The sequence below is a fragment of the Pseudochrobactrum kiredjianiae genome (genome assembly GCF_030362795.1).
Lineage (GTDB): Bacteria > Pseudomonadota > Alphaproteobacteria > Rhizobiales > Rhizobiaceae > Pseudochrobactrum > Pseudochrobactrum kiredjianiae.
Genome location: NZ_JAUCBM010000003.1, coordinates 174,629 through 199,876, shown reverse-complemented (window position 1 = coordinate 199,876; position 25,248 = coordinate 174,629). Strand labels below are relative to the sequence as shown.

At 52.0% G+C, this 25,248-nt stretch carries 20 protein-coding genes and 1 other RNA gene; all 21 read right to left on the bottom strand.

Going from position 1 to position 25,248, the window contains the following annotated elements; translation table 11 throughout:
• Nucleotides 1-225 precede the first annotated feature (225 nt).
• Complete coding sequence (gene lpxC / locus QUF18_RS08670) at nucleotides 226-1,086, bottom strand: UDP-3-O-acyl-N-acetylglucosamine deacetylase (protein WP_353074504.1); 861 nt, start codon at nucleotides 1,084-1,086, stop codon at nucleotides 226-228.
• A 146-nt stretch (nucleotides 1,087-1,232) separates the two neighbouring features.
• Nucleotides 1,233-2,993, bottom strand: a complete 1,761-nt coding sequence (ftsZ, locus tag QUF18_RS08665; RefSeq protein ID WP_289386651.1) for a cell division protein FtsZ — start codon at nucleotides 2,991-2,993, stop codon at nucleotides 1,233-1,235.
• Nucleotides 2,994-3,310: 317 nt separating this feature from the next.
• On the bottom strand, nucleotides 3,311-4,633 hold the full coding sequence (ftsA, locus tag QUF18_RS08660; protein ID WP_113944742.1) for a cell division protein FtsA: 1,323 nt from the start codon (nucleotides 4,631-4,633) through the stop codon (nucleotides 3,311-3,313).
• Nucleotides 4,630-5,574 carry a cell division protein FtsQ/DivIB gene (locus QUF18_RS08655; RefSeq protein WP_374806540.1) on the bottom strand — a complete coding sequence of 315 codons (945 nt, stop codon included), beginning with the start codon at nucleotides 5,572-5,574 and terminating at the stop codon, nucleotides 4,630-4,632. Before QUF18_RS08655 ends, ftsA begins: the two co-directional genes overlap by 4 nt.
• A complete protein-coding gene (locus QUF18_RS08650) occupies nucleotides 5,562-6,488 on the bottom strand; it encodes a D-alanine--D-alanine ligase (protein ID WP_289386650.1) in 927 nt (308 codons plus the stop codon). The genes QUF18_RS08655 and QUF18_RS08650 overlap by 13 nt, the downstream gene beginning before the upstream one ends.
• Nucleotides 6,489-7,041: 553 nt before the next feature.
• Nucleotides 7,042-8,007 carry a UDP-N-acetylmuramate dehydrogenase gene (gene murB / locus QUF18_RS08645; RefSeq protein ID WP_289386649.1) on the bottom strand — a complete coding sequence of 322 codons (966 nt, stop codon included), beginning with the start codon at nucleotides 8,005-8,007 and terminating at the stop codon, nucleotides 7,042-7,044.
• Between the two features lie 273 nt (nucleotides 8,008-8,280).
• On the bottom strand, nucleotides 8,281-9,687 hold the full coding sequence (murC, locus tag QUF18_RS08640) for a UDP-N-acetylmuramate--L-alanine ligase (RefSeq protein WP_289386648.1): 1,407 nt from the start codon (nucleotides 9,685-9,687) through the stop codon (nucleotides 8,281-8,283).
• Nucleotides 9,684-10,811: an undecaprenyldiphospho-muramoylpentapeptide beta-N-acetylglucosaminyltransferase gene (gene murG, locus QUF18_RS08635; RefSeq protein ID WP_289386805.1), complete on the bottom strand. Its 1,128-nt coding sequence runs from the start codon at nucleotides 10,809-10,811 to the stop codon at nucleotides 9,684-9,686. The genes murC and murG overlap by 4 nt, the downstream gene beginning before the upstream one ends.
• Before the next feature lie 83 nt (nucleotides 10,812-10,894).
• Nucleotides 10,895-12,046: a putative lipid II flippase FtsW gene (ftsW, locus tag QUF18_RS08630; protein ID WP_289386646.1), complete on the bottom strand. Its 1,152-nt coding sequence runs from the start codon at nucleotides 12,044-12,046 to the stop codon at nucleotides 10,895-10,897.
• Nucleotides 12,046-13,455 carry a UDP-N-acetylmuramoyl-L-alanine--D-glutamate ligase gene (gene murD, locus QUF18_RS08625; RefSeq protein WP_289386645.1) on the bottom strand — a complete coding sequence of 470 codons (1,410 nt, stop codon included), beginning with the start codon at nucleotides 13,453-13,455 and terminating at the stop codon, nucleotides 12,046-12,048. The genes ftsW and murD overlap by 1 nt, the downstream gene beginning before the upstream one ends.
• A gap of 126 nt (nucleotides 13,456-13,581) precedes the next feature.
• Nucleotides 13,582-14,664: a phospho-N-acetylmuramoyl-pentapeptide-transferase gene (gene mraY, locus QUF18_RS08620; protein ID WP_289386644.1), complete on the bottom strand. Its 1,083-nt coding sequence runs from the start codon at nucleotides 14,662-14,664 to the stop codon at nucleotides 13,582-13,584.
• A 146-nt stretch (nucleotides 14,665-14,810) separates the two neighbouring features.
• On the bottom strand, nucleotides 14,811-16,250 hold the full coding sequence (locus tag QUF18_RS08615; protein WP_289386643.1) for a UDP-N-acetylmuramoylalanyl-D-glutamyl-2,6-diaminopimelate--D-alanyl-D-alanine ligase: 1,440 nt from the start codon (nucleotides 16,248-16,250) through the stop codon (nucleotides 14,811-14,813).
• Nucleotides 16,247-17,701 carry a UDP-N-acetylmuramoyl-L-alanyl-D-glutamate--2,6-diaminopimelate ligase gene (locus tag QUF18_RS08610; RefSeq protein WP_289386641.1) on the bottom strand — a complete coding sequence of 485 codons (1,455 nt, stop codon included), beginning with the start codon at nucleotides 17,699-17,701 and terminating at the stop codon, nucleotides 16,247-16,249. Before QUF18_RS08610 ends, QUF18_RS08615 begins: the two co-directional genes overlap by 4 nt.
• A gap of 88 nt (nucleotides 17,702-17,789) precedes the next feature.
• Nucleotides 17,790-19,598, bottom strand: coding sequence for a peptidoglycan D,D-transpeptidase FtsI family protein (locus tag QUF18_RS08605; RefSeq protein WP_289386640.1), 1,809 nt, complete (start codon nucleotides 19,596-19,598; stop codon nucleotides 17,790-17,792).
• The gene (gene ftsL / locus QUF18_RS08600; protein WP_289386639.1) at nucleotides 19,595-20,026 is read right to left on the bottom strand and encodes a cell division protein FtsL; all 432 of its coding nucleotides are present in this window, start codon (nucleotides 20,024-20,026) and stop codon (nucleotides 19,595-19,597) included. Before ftsL ends, QUF18_RS08605 begins: the two co-directional genes overlap by 4 nt.
• Nucleotides 20,023-21,102 (bottom strand): 16S rRNA (cytosine(1402)-N(4))-methyltransferase RsmH, encoded by a 1,080-nt coding sequence (gene rsmH, locus QUF18_RS08595; protein ID WP_289386638.1) that lies wholly within the window; start codon nucleotides 21,100-21,102, stop codon nucleotides 20,023-20,025. The genes ftsL and rsmH overlap by 4 nt, the downstream gene beginning before the upstream one ends.
• A gap of 486 nt (nucleotides 21,103-21,588) precedes the next feature.
• Nucleotides 21,589-22,001, bottom strand: an RNA gene (gene rnpB, locus QUF18_RS08590) — RNase P RNA component class A.
• 165 nt (nucleotides 22,002-22,166) lie between these two features.
• Entirely contained in the window at nucleotides 22,167-22,868 is a 702-nt protein-coding gene (locus QUF18_RS08585) for a lytic transglycosylase domain-containing protein (protein WP_289386637.1), read from the bottom strand.
• Between the two features lie 242 nt (nucleotides 22,869-23,110).
• Nucleotides 23,111-23,941 (bottom strand): N-acetylmuramoyl-L-alanine amidase, encoded by an 831-nt coding sequence (locus QUF18_RS08580; RefSeq protein WP_289386636.1) that lies wholly within the window; start codon nucleotides 23,939-23,941, stop codon nucleotides 23,111-23,113.
• Complete coding sequence (locus QUF18_RS08575) at nucleotides 23,931-24,668, bottom strand: J domain-containing protein (RefSeq protein ID WP_289386635.1); 738 nt, start codon at nucleotides 24,666-24,668, stop codon at nucleotides 23,931-23,933. Before QUF18_RS08575 ends, QUF18_RS08580 begins: the two co-directional genes overlap by 11 nt.
• Nucleotides 24,669-24,781: 113 nt before the next feature.
• Complete coding sequence (locus QUF18_RS08570) at nucleotides 24,782-25,189, bottom strand: hypothetical protein (protein WP_289386634.1); 408 nt, start codon at nucleotides 25,187-25,189, stop codon at nucleotides 24,782-24,784.
• Nucleotides 25,190-25,248 lie beyond the last annotated feature (59 nt).

Here is a 25,248-nt window from a genome sequence, read left to right as displayed (position 1 = left end):
ATACAAGTTTATTCGCACTGCATCGAGACTGCAATGCCTGCCGGACACGACTTTTTCAACCCGAAAGTCCTTAAAACAGCAAAATCTCTTACAAACCATCACTACAGTACACCTGTTCACGGCTCAATTATGGCTGATAGCACGCAGTGTAAAAGAATCATTCCGTTTTCTATCCGGTTTGGTCTTTATAGTTCTCGGGTGCGTTTTTCATGTCAGCAAGAAAGCTCAGCTTTCAAGACGATAATGCTCCGGCTTTTCCAACAATGCTTTGACCAAGGCTCCATTCAGCTTATGGCCACCGCGGTAGGAGCGGAACAATCCTTTAAACGGATGACCGGCCAGAGCCAGATCTCCAACGGAATCCAGCAATTTATGACGCACAAATTCATTCGGATAGTGCAGCCCGTCCGGATTAAGCACCTGCCCGTCATCACCAATCGCAATGGAATTTTCCAGTGACGAGCCAAGAGCCAGCCCCATCGAGCGCAGCTTCTCGACATCACGCATAAAGCCGAAAGTACGGGCTTTAGAGATTTCCCGTTCAAACACATCGCCGTCGAGATCAAAACTGAAAGATTGACGCCCGATTGAAGCAACCGGAAAGTCAATTTCCACTTCATAGCGGGTACCGTCATGCGGCACGAATTCAGCCCAGTTTTGTCCGTCTTCAACACGTACCGGCTTCATAATGTTCAGATAACTGCGTGGCGCATCCTGCTCACTCAGACCAACCTCACGGAATGCAGCAATAAATTCTGCAGAACCGCCGCCAAGGATTGGCACTTCGGGCCCGTCAATTTCAATATTCAGATTATCAATGCTCAGCGCAGCAATTGCCGCCATCAGATGCTCGATTGTACTGACACCAAAATCTGCAGAGCCGATGGATGTATTCAGTGTCGTCGAGCCAAGAGACGAAGACAGCGCCGGAATGTTCTCACGCCGCCCCTCAGCATTATGACGAATGAAAACAATGCCGTGGTTCACTGGTGCAGGACTAATCTGCAAGGTTACCGGTTTGCCGCCATGCACACCGAAACCGGCAAGCGAGAATGATCCGGCGATAGTTTTCTGCAAAGCTTTCATCGCAATCCTGCTCTCTGTCATCTAATGCATTCTAGTATCAGCTTTATATAAAGCGCACAAAAGACAGGCTCAACCATCCCGACAAATAAAAACACCGCGTTCTTTGCAGAACGCGGTGAAGTTTAAAGCAAAAGGTAGTTATTTGATCAGTTGGCCTGACGGCGCAGGAACGCCGGAATTTCAAGCTGATCATCTTCAGAAGCCACGCGCGGCTGTGCGCGACCCTGATTATCAAGCTGACCGTTGCGCGGTGCATAGATCGACGCATCCTGCGACAGCGGGCGACGCTGCTCAGGGTTACGTGCCTGCATCGGAGCGGCCGGCATTTCGCGCTTCTGCGCTGGTTCCAGACGAGCGGTCGGCTGCTCATCTTCACGACGGGACAGGCTGGCTGTCAGACGACGCAGCAGACCAAGCGGACCGCGTTCTTCATGTGTCGGCGCTGCCTGCTGTGGCGCTGGTGCGCGACGGGCATTCATTTCTGCCTGAACCGACGGAGGAAAGTCCGAAACGCTAGGCATACGAGGCGCCTGACGTGGCTGCTGCGGAGCCAAAACCGGATCCATATGCTGCTGCGGCTGGAACTGTGGCTGCGGTGCCAGGTTATGTGCCTGCTGCTGCATCTGCGGCTGAACCGGTGCCTGCATCTGCGGGCGTGGTGCCACTGGCTGCTGGCGCATTTCCATCATATCCGGTGCAGGAGCCTGAAAAATACGGCTCTGCGGCTGGAAGTCTGCATCAGCGGAAGCTGCAGGCGGTGCATAAGAGCGCTGCTCGCCTTCACCAAGATGCAAGGACTGCTGTGCCGCGGCTGGCTGTGCAATAGGCTGAACCTGAGCTGCCGGCTGCTGCATCGGAGCCTGAGCAACAGGTGCGGCTGGCTTAGCTACAGGTTTCGCTGGCTGGCGAAATTCCAGCGGCGCAGGCGCCGCGTCTCCGATCTGCTTATCGATTCCGGTCGCGACGACAGAAACACGGATCACACCTTCGAGACCTTCATCGAAGGTCGCGCCGAGAATGATCATAGCATCCTGATCAACTTCTTCACGGATACGAGTAGCAGCTTCATCAACTTCAAACAGGGTCATATCACGACCACCAGTGATCGAGATCAGCAGGCCGCGAGCGCCGCGCATGGAGGTTTCATCCAGCAGCGGGTTAGCAATAGCAGCTTCAGCAGCAGCGATCGCACGGCCGTCACCGGAAGCTTCGCCGGTGCCCATCATCGCTTTGCCCATTTCGCGCATTACGGAACGCACGTCAGCAAAGTCCAGATTGATCAGACCTTCTTTAACCATCAGATCGGTGATGCAGGCAACACCGGAATAGAGCACCTGATCGGCCATCGCAAAAGCGTCAGCAAAGGTGGTCTTGTCATTGGCAATACGGAACAGGTTCTGGTTCGGAATGACGATCAGAGTATCAACATTCTTCTGCAGATCTTCGATACCCATATCAGCCGTTTTCATACGGCGCTGGCCTTCGAAGTGGAAAGGTTTGGTCACAACACCAACGGTCAGAATGCCTTTTTCGCGCGCTGCGCGGGCAACAACCGGAGCTGCACCGGTACCTGTGCCACCGCCCATACCGGCGGTTACAAAGCACATATGGGTGCCGTTCAGGTGATCATTGATTTCGTCGATGCACTCTTCTGCAGCAGCGCGGCCAACTTCCGGCTGGGAACCTGCACCCAGACCTTCCGTGACAGCTGCGCCCAGCTGAATGATGCGTTCAGACTTGGACATGGTCAGAGCCTGGGCGTCGGTATTCGCAACAACGAAGTTCACACCGCGCAGACCCGCGTTGATCATGTTGTTGACAGCGTTACCGCCGCCGCCGCCGACACCGAAAACGGTAATGCGCGGCTTAAGCTCGGTAATATCCGGCTTTTGCAGATTGATTGTCATCAGTTTCGTTCCTTTTGCCTTTCACCGCTTCGCCGCCGCGGTGCCGTATTCTGATTTGTTTTTTTGTACGCATTTACCCTGAAAGGAACCGCGTTTGCATTTTGAAATTATCTGGTCATTTACCATGATTTGGCAAAAAGCCCAGAGTGTAATCGGGTCAGAAATGAAAAATCTCAAACCCTTGTTTCAAAACTGCTTTCCTTCAATTTCACTCCTCAGGAAAGCCGCGCTTCTTTCTTAAAAGCACATCCCGAAAAGTGTTACGGTTTTCGGATAAGATGTGCGCATTTACAGAAGATCAGAGCATATTGCCCTGATCAGAAACTTGTTTTCAGCCATTGGCCAACCCGTGAGATACGACCGCCGGACCCTATAAGGCGTCCGCCGGAAGCAGCCCGAACCGAGCGTTCCTCAATACCTGCAACCTGCGGATAAATCAGCAGGCCCACTGTTGCCGAGAAAGCGGAGCCCTTAGCAGCTTCCGGCAATCCCGCAATTCCTAACGGCCGTCCGATGCGGACATTGCGCGCCAGAATACGGCGTGCAACTTCCGGCATACCGGTCAGCTGGCTCGCGCCACCTGTCAGCACAACACGTTTACCGACAATATGTCCCAGACCCGAAGCATTGAGCCGGTCACGAACCAGCTCCAGTGTTTCTTCAACACGGGCACGAATGATACGGGTCAGAACAGAACGCGGATACTGGTTCGGCACATCACGGTCGTCGTCGCCAATCGGCGGCACGCTGATCATGTCACGGTCATCGGCAGCGCTTGGCAGCGCCGAGCCATACATAACCTTGAGACGTTCAGCATCTTCCATACGGGTGGAGAACCCGCGCGCCACGTCCATTGTTACATGCATACCGCCAATGGCAATGGCGTCTGCATGGATAAATTTGCCTTCCGAGAATACGGAAATCGTTGTGGTACCGCCGCCCATATCAATGCAGGCCGCGCCCATTTCCGCTTCGTCATCTACCAGAGCCGCCAGACCGCTTGCATAAGGCGTGGCAACAATCGCTTCTACAGAGAGATGGCAACGGTTAATGCAGAGCTCCAGATTGCGCAAAGGTGCACTATCCGCAGTCAGCACATGCATATCAACGCCGAGCGTATCACCGAGCATGCCCAGTGGATCGCGAATGCCGCGTTCGCTGTCCAGCGTGTAACCAATCGGCAAAGAATGAACCAAATGACGCTCAGCCTGCAATGCCTGTTTCGCACCGGCAGCAAGCACACGACGAATATCGGTTTTTTCGACTTCGTGGCCGCCCAGATCAATGCTGGCATTGAAGGTTTCGCTTTTCAGGCGACCGGAAGAAATATTCACGATCAGCGATTCAACTGTTAGACCGGCCATACGCTCCGCCGCATCAACCGCCAGACGGATTGACTGTTCGGCAGCATCCAGATCAATCACGACACCGGACTTAACACCGCGTGATTTCTGATAGCCGATACCCAGCACATCCATTCGATGGGTGCGTCCTGGCAGGAATGCACTCTCATCGCGCGGACGCAAACGGGCAATCACGCAGGAAACTTTGGAGGAACCAACATCAAGCACAGTCAAAAGCCGCGTGCGGCGACCTGAAGATGCGGAACCGGAAGTGTTTTTTGAAGACCAGATACTCATACGCGCCTACCCGCTGCCTTGGCAGCTTTCGCAGCTTTTTCACGGTCTTTCAGCATTTTCTCACGGCTTTCCATGCCGGTCGGTGTGAGCTGTACAGTCACACGATCGTCCAGACGCATATCAAGGCTGAGAATATCCCGACCAAGAATATTTTTAGTCCGTTGCAGGGTTTCAACTTCGGCCAGAGCGCGCTTCACGTCCTGCTCCGGCAACAAAACCCGTACACCATTATCAAACAGCAAATCCCAGCGGCGGTCAGAAACACGCGCATAGGCACGCACTTTGGCAGCCAGATCAGGGTAAGCTGCCACAGTTTCGATAAAAGCTTTACCGCGGCTCGAAGCGCCTTCACCGACAACAAGCGGCAGCGAAGCATAGCGCGAGCCATTCAGTGGTACGATCGGCTTACCGGCTTCATCGACAACCAGCAGGTCACGACCGCTCTGCCAGAGCGCAAATGCCTTACGCTCTTCCAACGAGACCACAACAGAACCCGGATAGACTTTGCGGATTTCAACTCCGGCAACCCAAGGCAGCGTCTCAATTGCCAGACGCGCCTCATCGGCATTGAAACCGATCAGGGATGTTTCACCATCCAGACCGAGCTTTTCAAGAATATCGATTTCAGAGGTTTCGTTATTACCGGCAACGCTCACTCTCTCGATTGCAAAACCGAAAGTGGAGGCCGTCGCCTTAACAACAGTGTGGGTATGATCGCCAACAACCATACCGTAGATGCCTGTAGCACCCAAAAAGCTGACCAGCCCCAGCGTACCGGCATAGCGAGGTATATTCACCCCGCCACCAATCAGGCGCGAGGCAATACGAAACGGCTTACGAAGAAAACGTGGAAGAACAAAAGCACCACCATGCGACAGTGATGTACGAGACATCATCGCATCATGATTACTTCTGTCAGATCTCGTTTTTAACGCATGCACGAGGCATCCTCCACCATCCAGCTCAACAACTCACCGAATGAATACCCTTCAGCCTTGGCAATATCCGGCACCAGAGAGGTCGGCGTCATGCCCGGCTGCGTATTCACTTCAAGCCAGATCAGCTCACCATCACCGGAGCCATTCTCATCAAACCGGAAATCGGAACGACTCACGCCGCGACATCCGACCGCCTGATGCGCCTGAAGTGCCATTATTTGTATTTTTTGGTAAATATTCGGTAAAATTTTCGCGGGACATTCGTGCCGGGAGCCACCATCTGCATATTTTGAGTCATAATCGTAGAAAGAATGTGCCAGCGGAATGATTTCACAGACCCCAAGAGCACGATCACCCATCACGGCACAGGTCAGTTCACGTCCGGCAACATAGCGCTCGACCATAACTTCATCGCCATATTTCCACTCATCGGAGCCGAGAATCTGCGGCGGGGCACTCTGACCTTCGCGCACAATTACGACACCGAAGCTCGACCCTTCACGCACCGGCTTCACCACATAAGGCGGCTGCATCGGATGTTCATTACCAATATCGAAACGGCTCATCACGCGGGATGGCGCAATGGCCACACCGGCAGCACCTGCAACCAGTTTGGCGCGCGCCTTATCCATAGCCAGCGCCGACGCCAGCACACCGGAATGTGTGTAAGGAATTTGCAGATATTCAAGAATACCTTGAATGGCACCATCTTCACCAAAAGGACCATGCAAAGCATTGAAAGCCACATCAGGCTTCAACTCAGCCAGAACGGCGGCGACATCACGACCAACATCAACACGCGTTACACGGTAACCTTGCTCTTCAAGAGCCTTGGCGCAAGCCGCACCGGAAGAAAGACTCACCGGACGCTCCGATGAAAATCCGCCCATCAAGACAGCAACATGTTTACCTGTCATTTTAACCATGTCCCCTCTGCCAGCAACGCTGATACACATAAAACAAAAAAACTCCGGCTCACTTCAGTAAAGCCGCACGCATCACTCAGATACGTCAAACACATTAAATATAATCCCTGAGATACCCCATGACCGCCACCCGAAACCCCTCTGACCTCAGACAATCACACAGCGCTCCAGCGGAAGATTTCCGCAGAACCCCAAGGCAAAATTAACTTGCCGACCCAAATCACTAACGCTTGTTCACTATAAGAATCAGAGAGTTGATTCTATGGCAAGCCCTTACAAAATATTACGCAAATGACATACGAATCAGATTCGCCGGAAGCTACTGATTTATTAAGATTTTTTGTTAATTAGTTAATGCGGAAATTTATTTTAGCACAACATGAAGTCAGAACTCTTGACAGCTGCAAATCACCTCAAAAACCATGATTTCAACCCCATAAAAACAAATCACCGCTGCCCTCCCCGATCAGAGAAAACAGCGGTGACGTTAAAGATAGCCTGCAGCTTTCCGTTTAGGTGGCAACGGCTAAAATATACAGGATGATTAATCCAAAAACTCGGTAACTTCACGACCCTCTAAGAATTGGCCGAGACGACGAATTTCCCAGTGCAGTTTAATGCCGGAATTAGCACGTACTTTATTGCGTACAGTCTCGCCCAGCAGTTCCAGATCATAACCGCTGGCATTATCGCCATTGATCATGAAATTGCAGTGCATGGTCGACATATGCGCGCCGCCAATGGTCAGACCACGGCAACCGGCTTTATCGATTTCTTTCCATGAGGACGTTCCCTCAGGATTTTTGAAAGTGGAGCCACCGGTTTTTTCACGGATCGGCTGCACAGTCTCGCGGTGGTTCTGCACTTCATCCATTGCAACGCGGATGGCTGCAGCTTCGCCTCGCGGCCCCTCAAACAATGCTGAGGTAAAGATAAAGTCTTTCGGCGCGGAGCAATGACGATAGGCATAGCCCATATCCGCATTGTTCAGTACATGCAGATTGCCTTTGCGGTCAAGTGCGCGCACTTCGATAACGCGCTCACAGGTCTCAACACCATTCGCACCGGCATTCATACGCAAAGCGCCGCCGATACCACCCGGAATACCGTGATAAAAATGGAAACCGGCAATTTCGGCCTCAAGCGCTGCTGCAGCCACACGCTTGTCCGGTGTCGCCGTACCAGCACGTAGACGCGTATCGGATACACATTCAACCTCACCAAAGCCTTTGGCAGACAAACGCACCACAAAGCCCGGAATACCGCCCTCACGCACCAGTAGGTTAGAGCCAATACCGACAGTCATTACCGGAATTTCTTCAGGTACATTTTTCAGGAATTCCGCCAGATCATCTTCATCAACAGGCTGGAACAGAACTTCAGCAGGGCCGCCAGCGCGGAACCATGTGATCTTATCCATGCCGGAATTGGGTGTCAGACGTCCGCGAATACCAGACAGAGGTTTTTCAAGCTGCTTGAGCAGCGCTTCACCATCGAGCTTTACAGCCATTTCTACTCATCTCTCTTAAATCAATCCGGACTTCAAATTTTCCGGATCATAAGCGTCATAACAATTCGGATAAGGTCAGGAAAAACACGGCAGGATCAAGGCATTATTCCTCAAATCCTGCCAAGTAAATGAAACAGCGCTAACCGCACATATTGTCTCAGGCAGCGCTTGTACCACCTAATTGCTTAGGCAGTGCATAAGCCACCCGCATTGCCTCAGACAGCGCTGGTACCACCTAATTGCTTAGGCAGTGCATAAGCCACCCGCATTGCCTCAGACAGCGCTGGTGCCGCCTAGCTGCTTAGGCAATGCATAAGCCCATTGCGTGATATTGCCTGCGCCGAGGAACACCACGAAATCGCCTTCCTGCGCCAGCCCTTTGATAATTTCAGGCAATTGCTCAGGACTTTCCAGATAGCGCGCATCACGATGACCGGCGGTCTTAATCTTGCTCACCAGCGTTTCCGAAGTCACGCCTTCAATCGGATCTTCACCGGCTGTATAAACCGGCGCGATCAGCACAGTATCGGCATCATTAAAGCAGGTTGAGAATTCATCAAACAGGCTCGCCAGACGCGTAAAGCGGTGCGGCTGCGCAATGGCAATCACGCGGCTCGAAGCAGCATCACGGGCAGCTTTCAACACGGCTTTGATTTCAACCGGATGATGACCATAATCGTCAAAAATCTCTGCACCGTTCCACGAGCCGGTATGGGTAAAGCGGCGCTTCACACCACCAAAGCCTGACAGACCTTTGCGGATATCATCGGCTGTCAGGCCAAGTTCATGAGCAACGGCAATCGCCGCCGTGGCATTGGACACATTGTGACGACCTGGCATCGGCAGACGCAGATCTTTAATTTCAACAGTCTCACCTTTGCGGTCACGGATAACCACATCGAAAACAGAAACCGCACCATCCATATGATGATTGGAGAAGCGCACATCGGCCTGCGGGTTTTCACCATAGGTGATCACGCGGCGGTCTTCGATACGGCTGACCAGTGCTTGCACTTCAGGGTGGTCAAGACACATTACGCCGAAACCGTAGAAAGGCACATTCTCAACAAACTGACGGAAAGCAGCCCGCACATTGTCGAACGAACCGTAATGGTCGAGATGTTCAGGATCAATATTGGTGATGACCGCAATATCAGCAGGCAGTTTCAGGAAAGTACCGTCGCTCTCGTCGGCCTCAACCACCATCCACTCACCCTCACCCATACGGGCATTGGTGCCATAGGCATTGATGATACCGCCATTGATAACGGTCGGGTCAAGATGACCGGCTTCGAGCAGTGTGGCAACCATCGAGGTCGTGGTGGTCTTGCCATGTGTACCGCCGATGGCAATCGCCTGACGGAAGCGCATCAACTCGGCCAGCATTTCCGCACGGCGCACGATCGGCAGCAGATTTTCCCGCGCCTCAACCAATTCCGGATTATTCGGACGAATAGCTGTGGAAACCACAACCACATCAGCCTTGCCGATGTTCTCGGCTTTATGGCCGACAAAAACCTCAATGCCCTTATCACGCAGACGCTGCACATTCGCACCATCAGCCTGATCGGAACCCTGAACCTTATAGCCCAGATTATGCAGCACTTCCGCAATGCCGCTCATGCCAATGCCGCCGATTCCGATAAAATGAACCAGACCAATATTCAGAGGCATTTTCATGCGCGTTTTCCTTCTTTGTAATCAGAAACAGACAATCCCGCTGCAATAGCCTCCACAAGATCAGCAAGCAACCGTGTTGCGTCAGGATGACCAGCACTTTTTGCACGTGCAGCTATATCTGCCAGCCTTTGTGGCTCATTCAGCGCAGCAATCAGAACCTGCGCCAGTTTTTCCGGTTTCAACTCAGACTGGCGGATCACTTCACCACCACCGGCTTTTGCCAGCGCTTCAGCATTAGCTGCCTGATCGTGATCAAGCGCAAATGGAAACGGCACCATCAAGCTCGGACGGCCAATAGCCGCAATCTCAGAAACAGTCGACGCACCGGAGCGGGACAAAACAAAATGCGCCTGCGCCATCATCTCCGGTAAATTACCGAAGAATGGTGCAACCTGCGCCTTAACGCCGAGTTTTTCATAGGCTTTACGGCAGATCACTTCATCTTCCGGTCGCGCCTGCTGGGTAACGAACAGTCTTTCACGCTCGTCAATTTCAAGCAGAGCGATAGCGGCGGGTACAACGGTAGAAAAATATTGCGCACCCTGACTGCCGCCGAAAACCAGAAAACGGAAAACATCGGGCTCCACAGAAGGCTTATAGGCAACATTGGTCTGCGCCAGCACAGTCGGGCGTACCGGATTGCCGGTCTGCACAGTCTTGGCTGCATGAACACCACTATCCGCAGACAAGAAGCCACCGGCAATCGCTGTCACGCGGGCAGACAAACCTTTATTGGCACGTCCCATCACTGCATTCTGCTCATGGATAATTGTCGAAATACCCATGCGCGAAGCCGCATAGAGCGGCGGCAAGGTCGGATAGCCACCAAAACCGACAACCAACTTTGGCTTTAAGCGACGGAACAATCTGCGGCAATCGAGATTACCCTGCCACAGGCTGTAGAACGTTTTCGCCAATGCAATCGGATTTTTACCGGCAATGGTTGCGGAACGCACCACATGCACATGGTTTTCATCGAAACCAGACACAAAACGCTGCGCGCGCTTATCGGTTACCAGATGCACATCATAGCCATCTTTTGTCAGTTCATGCGCCAGCGCTTCGGCAGGAAACAAATGTCCGCCAGTTCCGCCTGCTGCCAAAACGATAACACCTTTTGTCATCATCATCCGATCTGTCTTTTTTAGCGTGCAGTCCCGCATAATCATTCTGCGGAACTGCGCAATTCGTATTATAATTTTAGAGTTTATAGCGCGGGAATACGCTCGCCTGCCCCCTTCAGCGAGGCCGACATTCTCCGCTCAGGATTTTGTCGTGTCAGCGCCAGCAGGAAACCCATAGTTACAGCAATCGCCACCAAGGACGAACCACCATAGGAAATAAACGGCAAAGTCATACCCTTGGCAGGCATCAGATGCAGGTTCACCGCCATATTAATGATCGACTGGAAGCCGAACAAAATTACAATACCGGAGATTGCCAGTCGGGTAAAAGCATCCCGTTCTTTCATCGCCACAACCAGCCCGCGGATAACAATAAAAGCAAACAGCAGCATAATCAGAATACACAGGATAATGCCGTATTCTTCCGCAGCCACAGAAAAAATAAAGTCCGTATGGCTGTCGGGAATAATGCGCTTGATGGTACCTTCGCCCGGCCCCTGCCCGAACCAGCCACCACTGATAATCGCTTCACGACCGCTATCGACCTGAAACGTGTCACCCTCACCAGTCATAAAGCGGTCAATACGACCGGCCACATGCGGGAAAAACAAATAGGCGCTCAGGCCGCCGACACCGGCAAGACCACCAAGCAGAATAATCCAGATCCACGGCATACCGGCGAGGAAGAACATTGCGCCCCAGCTGACGGCTGTCAGCGTGGTCTGCCCAAAGTCTGGCTGCGCCATCAACAAGGCCGCCACCAAAACAAACAACAGCATACCAAGCAGATTACCCGGCATGTCGCCATTGCGTTCCTGCTCGGAGAAGAGCCACGCGCAAATCACCACAAAGGCCGGCTTCATAAACTCGGATGGCTGAATGGAAACACCCGCCAGCGACACCCAGCGCCGCGCACCCTTGACCTCAATACCGAAAAACAGCGCCGCCACCATCAAAAGCAAGGAAACCCCGAGCAGGATCAGAGCAAACCGACGAACAAGGCGACGACTTAAAAAGGATGTACCGATCATCGCGATCAGTGCAGGAATCATGAAAAATATCTGACGTTCTACAAAGTGAAAGCTATCGAGACCAATACGCTCCGCCACCGCAGGACTTGCTGCATAGGACAGCAAGATGCCGAGCCCCATCAGCGCCAGACAGGCAGCCAGAAAATAACGGTCAATCGTCCACCACCAATTGGCGACAGGGCCTCTGTCTACGCGGCTAACCATCAGTCGGCTCTCCCTATTGGTGCAAATCCCTGCAGCGTCATGACTTTATCGCGAAATGCCGCGCCGCGTTTTTCAAAATTCGGAAACTGGTCAAAGCTGGCACAAGCCGGAGACAGCAACACCACCGGCTCATCTGCTGTATCCAGTGCCGCATCCTTTGCCGCATGTTCAATGGCAGCATCCAGCGTATGGCTGATTTCAAATGGCACATCATTCCCGAGCGTTGCCGCAAATTGTGCTGCGGCCTCACCGATCAGATAGGCTTTGGTAATACGCGGGAAGAACTCGCGCAGGCTTTCAATGCCACCGCTTTTCGGCAGGCCACCGGCAATCCAGTATAGCTTCGGGAAAGACGACAACGCCGGAGCAGTTGCTTCCGCATTGGTTGCCTTGGAGTCATTAATAAACAGGGTTTTGCCCTGATGCCCTACCTGCTCCATACGATGGGCAAGGCCGGGGAAGCTGCGCAGACCTGCGCGAATATCATCCAGCGACAGACCAACACTCAGACAGGCAATAAGGGCAGCCAAAGCATTTTGTGCATTATGCGCACCGCGCAGCGAGCCAATCCCGTCCAGCGACAACAGTAGTTCAGTCTTGCCATTCTCAGCACGATAAATATCCGTACCTTGTGCGTAGAAGCCCTCTGCCAGCACCTGATCTTTCGAGAAACGGATCAGTTTTTTGCCGGATTTTTCAAGACGCTCTGCAATAGCAATGCAATAATCATCATCCACCGCAACAATGGCTGTATCACTACCGGCAACCAGACGTTCTTTGATCGCGGCATAATTTTCCATTGTGCCATGACGATCCAGATGATCCGGTGTCAGGTTGAGCAAAATACCTGCGGCAGGATTAAGTGATGGTGCCAGATCAATCTGATAGGAAGAACATTCAACTACATAGTTGCGACCATCCGCCGGTGCTTCAAGCGACAACACGGCCGTGCCGATATTGCCGCCAAGCTGCATATCGCGCCCAGCCGCTTTGATAATATGTGCAATCAGAGCTGTCGTTGTGGATTTGCCATTAGTGCCCGTAATGGCAATAAACGGTACATCATCGCCTGCAGCAAGCGCTGCATTGCGTTCACGGCAGAACAGCTCGACATCGCCGATAACCGGCACTTGGCGCTGATGCGCCAGTTCAGCGCTCCAATGCGGCTGCGGATGCGTCAGCGGCACACCGGGAGAAAGCACAAAAGCGCTGAAAGCAGACCAATCAGCGCCACGCAAATCCTGCGTGGTAATACCCTCACTGACTGCACGGGCAACGCTGTCCGGATTATCATCCCATGCCACAACCTTCACACCACCGGCGATCATAGCTTTTGCCGTTGCAATACCGGAGCCGCCAAGGCCAAACAGCGCAACAGTCTTATCTTTAAGGGTCAGGGTTGGGATCATGGTCAGGCCGCCAGTCGACAATGCGTTCAGTCAATATTGTAAAAACATATTCGCCGGATTATCGCTCCGGCACCTTTATAAACAATGAAGCTGCCTGTTTAGCAGGCAGCTCATCTGTTCTCAGTTTTAACGCAGTTTCAGTGTTGAAAGACCGATCATTGCCAGAATAATCGCAATGATCCAGAAGCGGATAACGACCTGGCTTTCAGTCCAGCCTTTTTTCTCAAAATGGTGGTGGATCGGTGCCATCAGGAACACGCGTTTGCCGGTCATTTTAAACCAGCCAACCTGAATAATAACCGACAGCGCTTCCATCACGAACAGACCGCCGATGATTGCGAGAACGATTTCATGCTTGGTTGCAACCGCCACCGCACCGAGCATACCACCCAGCGCGAGTGAACCGGTATCACCCATAAAGATCGCAGCAGGTGGTGCGTTGAACCAGAGGAAACCAAGACCGCCGCCAATGACCGCGCCAAGAATAACAGCCAGCTCACCGGTACCCGGTACAAAATGAATTTGCAGATAGTCAGCAAAAATCGCGTTACCCGACAGATAGGCAATGAAACCAAAAGAAGCCGCAGCAACCATCACCGGCACAATCGCCAGACCGTCAAGACCATCGGTAAAGTTGACCGCATTACCGGAACCAACCATGACAAAGGCAGCAAAAGGAATAAAGAACCAGCTCAGATCCAGCAACATGCCCTTGAGAAACGGGAATGTCAGCGAAGATGAGAAAGGTTCCTGACCCGTGCGCATAATGACATAGGCAGCAATCGCAGCAATAATAAACTCAAGACCAAGACGAGCTTTGCCGGAGAAACCTTTATCGGATTGTTTTGTCACCTTCAGATAGTCATCGTAGAAACCGATAGCACCGAAACTGATGGTAACAAGCAGTACAACCCAGACATAAACACTTTTGAGATTGCCCCAAAGCAAGACCGAGGCCAAAACACCAAACAGGATCATCAACCCGCCCATGGTCGGCGTACCGGCTTTTTTAAAGTGAGTCTGCGGGCCATCGGCACGGATCGGCTGACCACGGCCCTGACGCACGCGCAAACTGTTGATGATGCTTGGTCCAAGCAGAAAGACCAGCATAGCTGATGTAATCAGCGCGCCACCGGTGCGGAAAGTAATATAGCGGAACACATTGAAAAACGACAATTGATCCGCAGCAGTCGCTAATAACATCAGCATCGGGTGAATGCCCTTCAGGTCGGTATCGGCACTTTAACACATTGCATTTATTGAAGAATACAATGTTTAGTTCCTGTTATTCTTACGCAGTCGCAAGGACTGTAGATGATTAGAGCGCATTCCGAAAAATGTGGAACCGCTATAAACTATTCTGCCGCCTCAGCGACAGCATATTTTTTCAACAATGCATTGACGATTTTCACAAAGCCGATCGACTTTGACGACTTAATCATCACCACATCACCGGGACGCACTGCTTTGACTACAAGTGGCAGCAGTTCGTCAACGCTTTCCCGATACTCAACATGAATTTCTGCAGGCATTGCGGATTTCAGGGCACTCATATGCGCGCCACCGATAAACAGCATATTCACATGCGCATCAACAATCGGCCGCGCAAGATCGCCATGCAGCTTAGAGGATTGTTTGCCGAGCTCCAGCATATCGCCGAGAACAGCAATACGCCGTCCAGCTGCTGGGCGCTCACCCTGCGGCTCGGTGGCTTCCAAAAGCGAAAGCGCCGCGCGCATTGATGCCGGATTGGCATTATAGCTTTCGTCAATCAGCGTGAAAGTGCCGTCACCATGGCGTAAGCGATATTGTGCACCACGGCCAGCTTCCGCCTGCAAAGTGCTGAGTGCCAGCACAACCTGTGTCATGTCTGCACCAACCAAATGCGCCGCACCAAGGACGGCCAGCATATTCTGCACGATATGGCGACCCGGTGCGCCGATCTTTACCGCCGCTTCCTGTCCGGCAATCGAAACGGTAATGCAGGAGCAATCCGCCTTCATCACCAAATCACGGAGCTTATAGGTCGAACGGGCATTTTCACCAAAAGTCGCAATATGCTCAATACCGGCAGCTGTTGCCAGCGCTTCCAACTGCTTGAAGCGCTTATCATCGCGGTTGAGAAGTGCGTAACCGCCTGGCAAAACACCTTCAAAAATCTCGGCCTTAGCAACCGCAATTTCTTCGAGGTTAGCAAAATGCCCCAGATGCGCCGGAGCAATCAATGTGATCGCAGCAACGTGCGGCTGAACCATTTTCACCAGCGGGCGAATTTCATCATGATGGTTCATACCCACTTCAAAAACACCGTAATCAGCATCTTCCGGCATCCGCGCCAATGTCAGCGGCACACCCCAGTGATTATTGAATGATGCCGCAGAGGCGTGCACCTTGCCGCAAGTCGACAGCACATGGCGCAAGGCTTCTTTCGTTGTGGTTTTACCCACCGAGCCGGTCACGGCGATGATCTGCGCTTTGGAGCGGGCACGCGATGCAATGCCAAGACGGGTCAATGCCGCCAGCACATCATCTACCACAATCATCGGCACCTGCATTTTACCAAGGGCTGGCAAACGCGCTTCGGTCACCACCAGCAAGCCTGCCCCTGCCGCCATAGCAGCCGTTGCAAAATCATGCCCGTCGAAAACATCACCTTTAATCGCGAAAAAGGCTTCGCCTTTACGCAAGCTACGGGAATCGATCGAAATGCCGGTAATGCCCTCAGGAAGCTGGCCGACCGGCCGTCCTTCCATCGCTTTTACCATGTCTGCCGATTTCCAAAGAATCTCACTCATTTAAAACGCGCCTCAAGCGAACGGGCAACTTCAACATGATCGGAGAATGGCAGCGTCACATCATTGATGGTCTGCCCTTCTTCATGCCCTTTGCCCGCAATAATAACTGTGTCTCCCGCCTGTGCGATCAGCACCGCATGACGGATAGCTTCGTGACGGTCACCGATTTCCAGTGCATCCGGTGCCGCAGTCAGAATTTCAGAACGGATAGTGGCTGGTACTTCCGAGCGCGGATTGTCATCCGTCACAATCACCACATCAGCCAGTCGGGTTGCAATCTCACCCATGATCGGGCGCTTGCCCTTATCACGATCACCACCGCAACCAAACACCACGATCACACGACCGGTGGTGAAAGGGCGAACCGATGTCAGCACATTTTCCAGCGCATCAGGCTTATGGGCATAGTCCACATAAACCGGCACACCATCTTCCGTTGACCCAACCAAATCCAGACGACCTGGCGCGCCTTTCAGACGTTCCAATGCACGGAAAGCAGCATCCGCAGGCACACCGGAAACCAGCGCCAAACCAGCAGCCACGAGGGCATTCGCCACCTGAAAATCACCGGCGAGCGGCAGAGTAAACTCGTAGATTTTGCCGTCATGTTTCAGTTCAATATGCTGGCGATGACGCTCATGTTCAACGCGCTTCAGCGTGATGAAGTCGCCTTTACGGCCAACAGTTTTAACCGCACAACCGGCAGCAGTTGCCGCTTCAACAGCCTGAGCAGAATAAACATCATCCGCAAAAATAATCGCCGGAGCGCCTTTCGGCAGCAGCGTATCAAACAGACGCATTTTCGCATTGAGATAATCTTCAACCGTCGGATGATAATCCATATGATCGCGGCCAAGATTGGTAAATGCGGCTGCTGTCAATTTCACACCATCAAGGCGGCACTGATCCAACCCGTGTGATGAGGCTTCCATACAGGCATGGGTTACGCCTTCATCGCTCAGCTCTGCCAGAACTTTCTGCAATTCCACAGGGTCAGGTGTTGTCAGCGAGCCATATTCATTGCGTGTTGGCGAAAAAACACCGGTCGTACCGATACTTGCCGCTGCAAAACCGGCATAGGCCCAGATTTGCTGGGTGAAAGAAGCAACAGAGGTTTTACCGCTGGTGCCGGTAACAGCCGTCACAATCTGCGGCTGCTTGCCATAAAAAACAGCCGCCGCCATGGCCAATGCATGGCGTGGGTCTTTGCTGCGTAAAACCGGTATGGTGATCGCGCTCGCATCCATATCTTCATCGGCCAGAATGGCAACAGCACCGCGCTTGACCGCATCCACCGCATAGGCCGAGCCGTCATTTTTAACGCCTTTGAGTGCAGCGAACAAAGTACCTTTCTGAACGGTACGGGAATCGGAACTTAATCCGGATATCTCAGTCTGTGCAACTGAGTCTGCCATATCATTTACATAGGCTGCGATACTTTGAAGTTTCATGCCACTCAGTTCCCGATTTTTTGCATTCACTCTGCCTGACCTATCTCCCTTTTAAGGCGAATAGTGTCACGGCAATACCCGTTTCAGATCAGTCATTTTCATAAGCGGCCAGAATTGGCGGGCCATCTTGCGCAAAGTCCGGCGACACACCCAAGAAAGAAGCTGACCGGCGTATGATATTTGCAACCATTGGGGCAGCATTGAGTCCGGCAGTTGCAGAAAGTTTGCCTTCCTCAGGTTTTGGCTCATCAATAATGGTCAAAACGACATAAGTCGGGTCATCCATCGGGAAAGCCGCAAGGAATGCGTTAAAGCGCACGTCTTTCGAATAACGGCCATTGATAACTTTTTCCGCGGTACCGGTCTTACCACCAACACGATAACCCTTGACCTCAGCGCGACGGCCGGAACCAATCTCGGAATTGAGGCGATAGAGATAACGCATATCATCGCTGGTTTTAGGTTTCAGTACCTGTGTGGCAACCGCATTCGCTTCATCCTGTGTGCGTGGCAGGAATGTCGGCGGAATAAGCCGGCCACCATTGACCAGCGCCGCAGCAGCAACGGCTGTCTGCAATGGCGTGGTCATCATACCGTGACCATAGGAAATGGTGATGGAATGTACTTTCTTCCAGACGCGCGGTTCAACAGGACGTGCCACTTCCGGCAATTCCGTTTGCATACGATCCAGCAGACCAACGCGTTTCAGGAATTCACGGTGGCCTTCAATACCAATCGCATCAACTTCCTTACCTGAACCGATATTCGATGAGAAAATAAACACTTCGGCCAGTGTCAACCAACGGGCTTTACCGTGGAAGTCGCGGATCGTCTGACGACCGATTGTAATCGGACGGGTCGCGTCAAATTTACTTTCCAGATTGAACTTGCCAGAATCCAGTGCCATCGCCGTGGTAAAGCTCTTAATCGTCGAGCCCATTTCATAGGTACCGGCAGACATCCGGTTCAGACGATCTTTTTCCAGCGCGTTAAACGGATTATTCGGATCGAAATCCGGCACCGAAGCCATCGCCACCACTTCACCGGTCTTGGCATTCAGCACCACAGCACCGGCAGCAATCGCGCGATATTTCTCAACGGCGCGCACCAGCTCGTCGCGCATAATATGTTGTACACGCAGATCAATCGACAGGCGGAACGGTTCCAGATTATCCGGCTGGGCAAGACCAGCCATACGCAGATCGCTCAAACCCTGACTGTCGATATATTTCTCCATACCGGCAATACCCTGATTGTCGATATTGACCAGACCGAGAATGTGAGAAGCGGTAGGACCACCCGGATAGAAACGGGATTTCTCTGTACGGAAACCAATGCCCGGCACACCAAGCGCCATAATCTGGCTTTGCTGGCGCGGGGTCAGGCCACGCTGAATCCACACGAAACCTGCACCGCTTTTCAGACGGCGATAGGTATTTTCCCAGTCAAGATTCGGCAAAACTGTCGCCAGCAATTCCAATGTCTCGTCCGGATCGGCAATCTTTTTCGGCTCGGCATAGAGCGAGGCTGTCTTAATATCTGTTGCCAGCACTTCACCGTTACGGTCGATAATGTCAGGACGTGCAGCGAGTGTGCTGGCCGCGCCTGCGCGGTAGCCCTCATTCTCATCGCCCTGCAATCCGTAATAAACAAGACGACCACCAATAACGGCATAAATCCCGACAAAACAGGTAATCGCCATAACCAGACGGTTACGGGCGCGATTACCATGCTTTTTGCGGTTTCCGGCAAAGGCAACACTGTCATTGAGCGGGGAAGTGGCAATGCCGCGCTCACTCTCAAGCGCGGCACTATCAAAGTCCGGCGCCTGCCCTAAGGCCGAAGCACCATCTGCTGAAGAATTTTTCCGTCGGAACCAGCCCTTTTTTTCGCTCATGGCCGCACTCCCGGAACAACAATACGCATAGGTGTAGCGGCACCCTGAGCAAATGCGGGCTGCGCGATGCTGCCAGTGCTTAATGTATCAACTGACGCTACCAGATCAGCGCTGCCACCGATCAGCTTTTCAATATCATCTGCCTGTTTCAACGGAATATCATCGAACAGGCCGATCTGCGTGACATCGACCGGCTGCAACTTCAACTGCGTCTGATAAATATCAGACAGACGCTGTAAGCGGTTCGGCTGGGTCATCAGACTCCAATCCGCTTTCAGCAGATTGATCGTGTCTTTTTCAAATGCAATCTGGCGTTGAATTTTCTTAATCTCAACCACCTGCTTTTCAGCATCATGTTTGATTTTATACGTCACCGTTGCCGCCACCAGCATGATTGCGATCAATATAATATCTATAGTTCGCATCATGATGATTTCCTCTTCGTCGTCTCGATTGCATTCGTATCAGGCAAAACCGGCAAGGTTGGCAGACCGAAAATACTGTAATCCGCTTTAAGCGGCGGATGCTCTGTACGGATACCGGCGCGCAGCTTGGCAGAGCGCGCACGCGGATTACGTGAGGATTCTTCTTCACTGGCTCCCACTGCACCTTTAACCGCAGGCGCAAAACTGCCATGGCGCATATGCGCTTCCGGCAAATGCCGCGAACCGCCGCCGCCGCCAACGCGATCCGCAAAGAAACGCTTTACAATGCGATCTTCCAACGAATGGAATGTCACCACAACCAGACGACCGCCCGGCTTCAGCGACCGTTCCGCAGCTATCAATGCGCGTGCCAGCTCACCCAACTCGTCGTTGACATAAATACGCAGCGCCTGAAATACGCGCGTTGCCGGATGAATACGGTCTTTCGGGTGACGTCCAACCAGCATTTCAATGGCATTAGCCAGATCACGGGTACGGCTGAACGGCTCGGTTTCACGACGCTTTTCAATCATGCGCGCAATGCGTCCGGCATGACGTTCTTCACCAAGGAAATTAAAAATCCGTGCCAGATCGCCCATTTTATACTGATTAACAACATCGGCGGCACTCAAGCCATGCGATGACATACGCATATCTAGCGGCCCGTCTTTCTGGAAAGAAAAACCGCGATCAGCTTCGTCGATCTGCATCGAGGAAACACCGATATCCAGCACAACACCATCGGGCTGCACATCACTCAGCACATCTTCCATCTGGGAAAAACGCGCTTGCACCAGGCGCAAACGTCCCTGATAGTCTGCAACCAGTGATTGCCCTGCAGCAATGGCGTTCGGGTCACGGTCAATGGCGAGAACATCCGCACCGGTTTTAAGAATTCGTTTTGTATAACCACCGGCACCAAATGTACCGTCAACATAGAGCTTGCCAGCTTCCGGCTGCAACGCACTAACAACGTCTTCCAGCATTACCGGAATATGGCGGGAATAATCCTCTTCAGCGGAAGATATGGTACCATCGGCAACCTGTGCTGTATTTTCACTATCTGCGCCTTTGGTCATGCTTTTATCCTGCCCTGTCATTGTTTTGCTTTCTCTGCCGGACTGCGCATAACAGCGGAAGATCCTTCTAGAGCGCCGTGCACCCTCTTGGGCGCTACACAAGGTCGCTCTAACACTTTATGCTGTACGCAGGCGATATCACTGCAACCGCAGATTTTAGCAATTTGCATATTGCCTCGTATACTAGCCTCTGCCGGATGCAGCAAAAAATGTCTGGAAACTGAACAAAGTCTGGACGCAACAAGCTGCATTAAAAAATACCACCGGGGCAAGGTAGGCGTCAACGGAGGCACAGAAACCGCTCCGCCCGCTGCCGTATTATATGGTTATGCGATTGAGCAACCGGCAGGATGCGCAATATACCGCGAATAATTTATCCAATATTAATATTAAGGAAGGGTTATTTTACGGGCACAGTTATGATTTATCATCGGTTAAAATGACGTTTTCTACCCCGTTTGCGTGCCCGCTATAATTTCAGACAGATTTGTCAGCCGGTCTGTAAGCCGGGTTCTGTATGGCCGGACTGTTTCCAGTCCGACGCGGCAGCCATTCATCTGGGACGGATGTCGCCACCCGCCTCTTGCAACCCACCCGGACAGCTATCCGGAAACTGATTACCAGACCGAAGTCTGATGCGCCGTCCCTATTCGGTCTTGCTCCCGATGGGGTTTACCGTGCCACTCCCGTTACCGGCAGCGCGGTGGGCTCTTACCCCACCCTTTCACCCTTACCTGCCCGTTGCCCCGAAGGGCTATGGCAGGCGGTCTGCTCTCTGTTGCACTTTCCCTGAGGTCACCCTCGCCGGGCGTTACCCGGCATCGTGTTTCCATGGAGCCCGGACTTTCCTCACTTGCCACCTTTCGGTATTGAACAAGCGCGGCTGCCCGACCGGCTGACAAGCGTCTATAGGCCGTATCCGTCACAAAACGCAATAAAAAAGCTGGGCCTCCGCAAGAGAAACCCAGCTTTTGTTTCAAAATCTCAGCCCTGTCATACAAGGGCTGTTTAGATTTAGGTTATGGCGCATCAGGTGTCCCGCCAGAGCCTGAATATAAACAGGCTTAAAATTTGGCCATGTAAGTCTTGACGTTACTGCAATATTTGGCCGATGTCGGGTTCATGCGCTTGGCACCATGTCCGGCATTATATTTCAGGATCGTGCCGCAAGTTGTACCACCACCAAGCTTGTGCGCCTGCGCCAGATATTTCATGCCATATTGCACATTGGTCGCCGGATCATACAAACCTTTGGCTGAACCGGTGTAACCAAGACCACGGGCAGTACCGAGCTTGATCTGCATCAAACCGATTTCACCGGCCTGACCGCGAACATTTGGCTGATAATTGCTCTCATGACGAACAACAGCATGAGCAAGCGACAAAGGAACGCCATAGCTCGAAGCATAACGGGCGATAATTGCAGAATAAGGCTTACCGGATTTACCGGCCTGTGCTTGCTTGATTTCTGACTGACCTTTGATCTGCTTGTTCAGATCAATACGTGTGCGCGCTGAACGGCGCTCAATTACAGGCATTTTTGCCGACGAACCGGAAGCCTGCTTCTGATAAGCCGTACGGCTTGCATCAGATTTATTCTGTGTCTTTTCACTTTTCTTGGTATTCTTTTCTGAAGCGTCTTTTTTCGCTTTCAGAATATCCATAAGATTAGATTTTTCGAAAACAGGTGCACTCATGGCTGGTGCTTGAACGAACGAAACCACCGCCCCGCTGAGAGCGCATAAAAATACTAATTTTTTAATCATAAGCCTTACCGTTGGAACTGTTGAATAAACCCGCTGAAAAGATTCGCACTAAGGCAAAATCATCTTTCAACGCCCTTCCTTCTGGGTAACAGTCCGCCCCATCATCAGATCTGCTCAAGGAAATTGAGGTTGTATCTGACGCTTGATTGCAGCCGAAGATTGTCCCTACAAATCACAGATTGCAAAAGTCTGTAACATTAACGGAAATACGATTATCAAAAAACAATAAGCTATTTTAAAAATCAGCTAGTTACGCTTTCACGCAAAATCGTTGAAATAAGCCTGTGTAAAGTCTCGATTGTCGAGGTATCGGCCACACCGTCGATCTGATTTTGACGAAAATGGCGCTGAAATGCGCTCAAAACCACCTTGGTCTGCTCGTTGAACTCGCCATTAATCATGATGTCATAGCCATACATGGCCAGCATGGATTGCAATGCCTCCACCGGCTGACCGCGATCACCCATGGCAAAAAACCGTCCGCCACGGATCGGCGCAGGTTCAACCCAATGGCCGATACCGGCCTCAAACAAGGTATTCCAAGGGAAACTCTCGCCCGGATCAATCTTGCGCTCAGGTGCAATATCGGAATGCGCCAGTACATTCTCCGGCGCAATATTATAGCGCTCGCAAATCGAGCGGCACAGCGCAATCACTGATTCAATTTGCTTCTCGGCAAATGGCGGGAAATTCTCCAATACACCCGGATTGACGATTTCAATCCCTATGGAGGCGGAATTGATATCGCTCTCGCCTTTCCAGCAGCTGTTCCCCGCATGCCATGCACGTTCGCTCTCCGCGACCATCTGCACAACCTGCCCGTCCTCATGTACCAGATAATGCGCGGAAACTTCGCGCTCAGGGCATTTGAGAATATCCAGCGCTTCCTGTGCCGTTGCCAGACCAGTGTAATGCAGGATCAGAAAACGCGGCGTCTTACCGTCTTTGCGCGGACCAAAATTGGCCGATGCATCAATAATTGCATCCTTGTAATCCGCTTTGCTCAGCAAAATACGAGGCTCGGACTGATTATCCTGATTTGAACCGGCCGCCGGTGTGGAATTATCCTGCATAGTCATGCTGATCCAATTGCTTTTCGATAGTCGCCCAGGCTGCATTAATGGCAGCGAGACGATGATTGGCTATTTTCTGAAACTCATAAGGCATACCGCGCGCGATAACCAGATCAGGGTGGTTCTGACGCACAAGTTTGCGATAATGCTGCTTCGCTTCTTTATATGCCACGCCGCGGGTTAAACCCAGCACAGCATAGGGATCAGCAGGCCCTAAATTTACATGCCGTCCGGCAATCAGCAAAAATTCATCTTCTTCAATAGAAAAAATTTCAGAGACACGGCGCAGAAAGGCCATTTCCTTATCATGCACATAGCCGTCAGCCTTGGCGATATAAAACAAACCATCGAGAACATCAGACAACGCATCGCAGCCAATCTCTACGCCATCGGTTTGGGAACTCCTGCATAAGGATGCAATCTGGCGGGCATAGCTTTCAAAACCGGCAACATCCTGCTTGGCAAGATTATAAAGGCGCGAGACGTGATCCGCTTCCTTCTCCGGCACTTCAAAAATATCCTGAAATGCGCGCACTTCTTGCGCAGAGACAATGCCGTCTGCTTTCGCCATTTTTGCAGAAAGCGCTATCATCGCGATAGAAAAAGCTACCCGACGACGTGTCTCAGCATCGCCTTCAAAATATGTGCGGACGGCTTCAATGACGCTCGAAAATGCGCTGTAAGCCGTCTGCGTTAAGAAATCTGCGATACTGGACCAAATCGACATAAGCTTTTGTAATTCAAAACAACTCTGAAGAAAACCACCAAGCGTAATATGCCGGATGAAATCCGGCATTTATACATAGCGTTAAAGGGAACCGGTCAAACCGACCTTAATACTCACTGCGATTTTGTGGCAGCCTGTTCGGCGCGTAACCGGCGCTCCATATGAATACGCACACTTTCTTGAGCGATTTGTCTGGCCTTTGCTGCCTGTTCCCCATTCTGTCCAACGCGCAACGCCGTCTGTTCCGCATCAAGTCCCGCTTTGGCCGCGGCATTTGTTACATCTTCCGCTGTCAGCGGCTGATCCAGCTTTAACATATCGAGGTTGAGTACAGAACTGCCATCGCCTTCCGGCGCCCCTTGCTCTGCGGTTACCGGAACAACTTTTTCAGTATCGGCAATAATTGCAGCAATATTATCTGTCCGTTTTTCTGCGGGCTTATTTGAGAACAGAAAGCCACCCCAGAATGCCGCAGCACCCAGCAGCACAACAACAATAACCAAAGTCAGCAAACGATACATTCAATCACCTCCGCGCCGGATTACGACAATTATGACAGGCACCATATTATGCCGCATAA